This is a genomic window from Acidovorax sp., from assembly GCF_022763525.1.
Classification (GTDB): domain Bacteria; phylum Pseudomonadota; class Gammaproteobacteria; order Burkholderiales; family Burkholderiaceae_C; genus Acidovorax.
Genome location: NZ_JALEGG010000229.1, coordinates 1 through 4454 on the forward strand (window position 1 = coordinate 1; position 4454 = coordinate 4454).

The following is a 4454-nucleotide window of genomic DNA, read 5'->3' on the forward strand; positions in this document are numbered from 1 at the left end:
GGCCGACGCACCGCTCAAGGCGGTAGTGACCAGCGACGCCAACGGCAAGGTGCTGGAAAGCAACGTCTACCGCAACCCGGCCACCGAACAGTGGCGCATGACCCTTCGCGTACAGCGCCTCAAGGGCGACCGCCCGATTGAGCTGCGCGCTTTTCTTCAACACAACAACCACGCTGTGAGCGAAACATGGACGCACATCATTCTTCCCGAGTAAGCACCGCCCCCGTGGGCTGGCGCAGCGCCCTGCGCGAAGAACGGCACCCCAATGCCGTCACGGCCCCGCCGCTGAACCGAGGCTCCATGGCCCCTGTGCCGTGGCGCGGTTTCTGGAACAGCCTGGGCACGGCCGTGCTGTTGCGGCTCACGGGCCGCACCCAGGCAGAGGCTGCGACCTTGCCGGCCGCCCGCCCCGCCCAGGCGTGGGAAGGCGCTGCACAGCGGCGCCGCTGGACCTTTGCCATCCTGACTGTTCTGACCACCGCCCTGGCGAGCTTTCTGTTTGCGGGCGTTCAGCCCGACTACGACAACGCCTGGCTGAGCTACGGGCAGATCGCGCTGTTCGGTCTGCTCTCCGCCTGGGTGGTCACCGGATTTCTCACCGGCCTCATGGGCTTTTGGGTGATGTTGCGCGGCGACCGGCATGCGCTGTCCGCACGGAGCGTGCGGGAGCATGAACTCTCGCCAGACGCGCGGACCGCCATCATCATGCCGATCTGCAACGAGGACGTGGCCACCGTGTTCGCGGGGTTGCGGGCAACGTGTGAATCCGTGGCTTCCACCGGTCACGGCGCCACCTTCGACGTGTTCGTGCTTTCCGATAGCTACGACCCGGCCATTGCCCAGGCCGAACGGGCTGCGTGGGAAGAGCTGCGCACCGCCCTGGCGCAGCACAGCCAGCAGCCGCAGGTGCAGGTCTACTACCGCCTGCGCACGCGCCGCACGCACCGCAAGGCGGGCAACGTGGCGGATTTCTGCCGCCGCTGGGGCAAGGACTACCGCTACATGGTGGTGCTGGACGCCGACAGCGTGATGAGCGGCGACTGCATCGTCTCCATGGCCAAGCTCATGGAGGCCAACCCCACGGCTGGCATCATCCAGACCGCCACGCAGGCTATCGGCCACGTCACCCTGCACGCCCGCGCGCAGCAGTTCGCCTCGCGCGTCACGGGCCGCCTCTTCACGCTGGGCATGCAGTACTGGCAGCTGGGCGAGTCGCACTACTGGGGCCACAACGCGATCATCCGCGTGGCGCCCTTCATGGACCACTGCGCTCTCGCGCCCATCCCGGGCAAAGGCGGCCTGGCGGGCGGCATCATGTCGCACGACTTTGTCGAGGCCGCGCTCATGCGCCGCGCTGGCTACCACGTGTGGCTGGTCTCAGACCTGATCGGCAGCTATGAACAGCAGCCGCCCGACCTGCTGGCCGAACTGCAGCGCGACCGCCGCTGGTGCCAGGGCAATCTGCAGAATGCGCGCCTCATGGCCGAGCCGGGCATCCACCCCGTGCACCGCTCGATGTTCATCACCGGCGCCATGGCGTACCTCTCCGCGCCGCTGTGGCTGGCCTTCCTCACCCTGGGCACGGCCCTGTGGCTGTCGGGCGCCAAGCTGGTGGCCGACTGGCACATCCTGCCCGCTGAACTGCTGTCGCTGTGGGCCTGGACGCTCTGCATGCTTTTCCTGCCGCGCATCCTGGGCGTGGTGGCAGTGTTCATGCGCGGTGAGCAAAAGCAGTACGGCGGTGGCACCAGCCTGCTCAAGAGCGCAGCGCTCGAAAGCGTGCTGGCCATCCTGCAAGCGCCCATCCGCATGCTGGCGCATTCGCTCTTCGTGCTGATCGCGCTGACCGGCCTCAAGCTGGAGTGGAAGTCGCCCCCGCGCGAAGCCCACGCGGTGCCCTGGCGCCATGCCGCGCGCCAGTTGGCGCCCATGAGCGTCGTGATCGCGATCCTGGCAGTGGGCGTGGCGTTGATCGACAGCAGTGCGCTGCTGTGGCTGATGCCCGTGGGCCTGCCGCTGGCCCTCGCCATCCCGCTGGCCGTGCTGACCAGCCAGATTGCGCTGGGCAAGGCGCTGCGCGACCAGCGTCTCCTGTTGATTCCCGAAGAGGCATGGTCGCCCCCCGTGCTGCGCCGTGCCTGGCTGCACGCCAGCCGCCTGGCCCGTCCCGCGTTGGTCGCATTGTGACAATGTGAAACATCGGGCACAAACCACAAGCCGGTGCGTGCACCGGCTTTTTTGCTTTTGCTATCTATTTCATAGCTTATAGCGCTTGATTGAAGAGCGCTAGAGGCCAAAAACGCCATGAAATCCAAACACGCTGGCGCGGCGGCCCACTCCTGGCAAATCGTTACGATGCGGGCCTTTTCACTCCCGCCCCGTGCCCGATGTGTGACCCCCGATCACGGTCACCTCCACTGTGCGGCCCGTTATCGATGCCACCGTTCCTTTCGCCACCAGCTGCCGCCCGCCGGCGGCTCGCGCTAATCAGCGCCATAGCCCTGACCCTGGCCCTTGCGGGCTGTGCCCAGCCTCCCGTCCAGGCGCCACCCAAGCCCGCCCCGTTGGTCGCCCCGGCGCCACCGCCTCCGCCACCCGAACCACCCGGGCGCATCATCTTTGCGGGGTTCGCGATGCATTCGCAAGCCAAAGCTTTCCGCAACGACGTATTGCTGGCGGAAAAGCGGGTCAAGGAAATGGACCCGAATGCGTTGATGCTCAAGCTGGCCAACCCCGCCAGCGACCAGCCCACGGACTGGCCCCAGGCCACGGCGGAAAATTTCGCACTGGTACTGTCGAAGATGGCCGAGGTGGCCCGCCCGCGCGACCGTGTGCTGCTGTTCATCTCCACCCACGCCAATCCCGGCCTGCTCAACATCAGCGCGGCCGGCAAAAACCTGCAGCCGCTGACGCCGCAGATCCTGAGCGATGCACTGGCGCCGCTTCACAAGGTCCCCACGCTGGTGGTGCTGTCCGCGTGCTACAGCGGCGCTTTCATCGAGCCGTTGAAAGCCCCGAACCGCGTCGTTCTCACGGCCACGGATGTGCGCGGCACATCGTTCCGCTGCCAGTACCCCGGGCAGCACACGCCCTTTGCTGAAGCACTTTTCGGCCAGGAAGGCACCGCGAAACTGTCGATCTCCGACTGGATGGGCGAGGCGCGCAAATCGATCGCTGCGCAGGAAAAGCGCCGCAAGCTCCAGCCCTCCAAGCCCATGGCCTTCATTGGCGACGAAGCCAAGGCCTGGGCCCACCAGCCGCTCAAGGACTGGCTGCAGGCGCCGTGAGCCTGCCCCTTGCCTCGCTTCTCCCCTTCATCCAACGCACCCCATGCTGACCGCCACACCCACCCCCCTCCACTCCGCGCCGTTGGCCGGCCCGCTGCTGGACGCCTATCTCGACGAAGCCGAAGCCCTGTTCGAGGCGACCGACGAAGAGGAAGGGGCCGGGGACGACGTTGGGGGCGAAGGCGAGGCACCGTCAACCGCGCATGCGCGGCGCATGCAGGCCCTGGGCGAGATGCTGGGCCGGCAGACGCTGCTGCCCGGCTCGCTGGACGTACTGCACCGCGTGCACGGCCTGTGGATGCAGGCCGGTCAGCCGGCCCGCGCCCTGGAGATCATCGATGCCCATGCCGCAGCGATGGTGGAAGAGTTGCCGCCCGCCGAACGCCACGATGCACAGGTGGACGCCGGCTTTGCCCGCACCCAGTCCTTGCGCGCCCTGCCCGAACAGGCCGCAAGGCTGCATGAGGCCCTCGACGGCATGGCCCGACTGCTGGCTCAGCCGCCGCTGGATCAGCAATCCGACCGCGCGTGGGAGCACCTGTCCGGCCAGGCGGAGCGCAGCCAGGACTACGGCGTGTGGCGTCGCTGCGTCCAGGCCCGCTACGCCTTGCAGGCGGCGCACCCCCAGCGCACCGCCTACCGAGCCTGGGACGAAGCCGTGCGGGCCACGCGGCTGGCCCAGGTCGCGGCAGCGGAAGGCGACAGCGCGCAAGCCCGGCAACTGGTGCGGCAGGCCATGGACCAGTTGCGCCAAGCAGCCCCCGGCCAGGACGTGGACCATGAAGACTGGCTGCGGCTGGGCGAACAGTTCATCGTTCTCGATCCCGAGAGCATCGACACCATCGTGCAGCAAATTGCGGCACGCATGCCGCCGGACATGCCCCGACCGCTGCAACGCGACGTCTGGGTCCGCCGCGCACGCCTGCATGCCAGGGCCTTGCAACGCCAAGGCCAGATCGAGGCAGCCCTGGTGAAGGCCAAGCAGGGCCGCTTCGGCCTGACGCGCGATGACGATGACGGGTTCAGCAGCTTCGTGCTCGACTGCTTAGTGGAGGCAGGTCGCCTGGACGATGCGGCCGAACTGGCGCTTGAGTGCATCAGCAGCGAGCGCCCGGCTTCGGCGCAGCATGCCTGCACGCTGGCGCTGGAGCAGATGGAAAAGCTCAC

4 protein-coding genes are annotated in these 4454 nt (G+C 67.6%); all 4 read left to right on the forward strand.

The window, feature by feature from the left end; translation table 11 throughout:
* Positions 1 to 214, forward strand: a 214-nt coding sequence (locus tag MRY84_RS17680; RefSeq protein WP_291507014.1) for a glucan biosynthesis protein, incomplete at its 5' end; no start/stop codon positions are given.
* Positions 187 to 2187, forward strand: coding sequence for a glucans biosynthesis glucosyltransferase MdoH (gene mdoH, locus MRY84_RS17685; protein ID WP_291507015.1), 2001 nt, complete (start codon positions 187 to 189; stop codon positions 2185 to 2187). The genes MRY84_RS17680 and mdoH, both read left to right, overlap by 28 nt.
* A gap of 446 nt (positions 2188 to 2633) precedes the next feature.
* Positions 2634 to 3287 (forward strand): C13 family peptidase, encoded by a 654-nt coding sequence (locus tag MRY84_RS17690; RefSeq protein ID WP_291507016.1) that lies wholly within the window; start codon positions 2634 to 2636, stop codon positions 3285 to 3287.
* A gap of 43 nt (positions 3288 to 3330) precedes the next feature.
* Positions 3331 to 4454 (forward strand): hypothetical protein (locus MRY84_RS17695; RefSeq protein ID WP_291507017.1); only part of this gene is annotated, 1124 nt, incomplete at its 3' end.

Excerpts from the sequence above, each read along its gene's own strand:
- mdoH (WP_291507015.1), top strand. The coding sequence starts at position 187 with ATGGACGCACATCATTCTTCCCGAGTAAGCACCGCCCCCGTGGGCTGG.
- MRY84_RS17690 (WP_291507016.1), top strand. The coding sequence starts at position 2,634 with ATGCATTCGCAAGCCAAAGCTTTCCGCAACGACGTATTGCTGGCGGAA.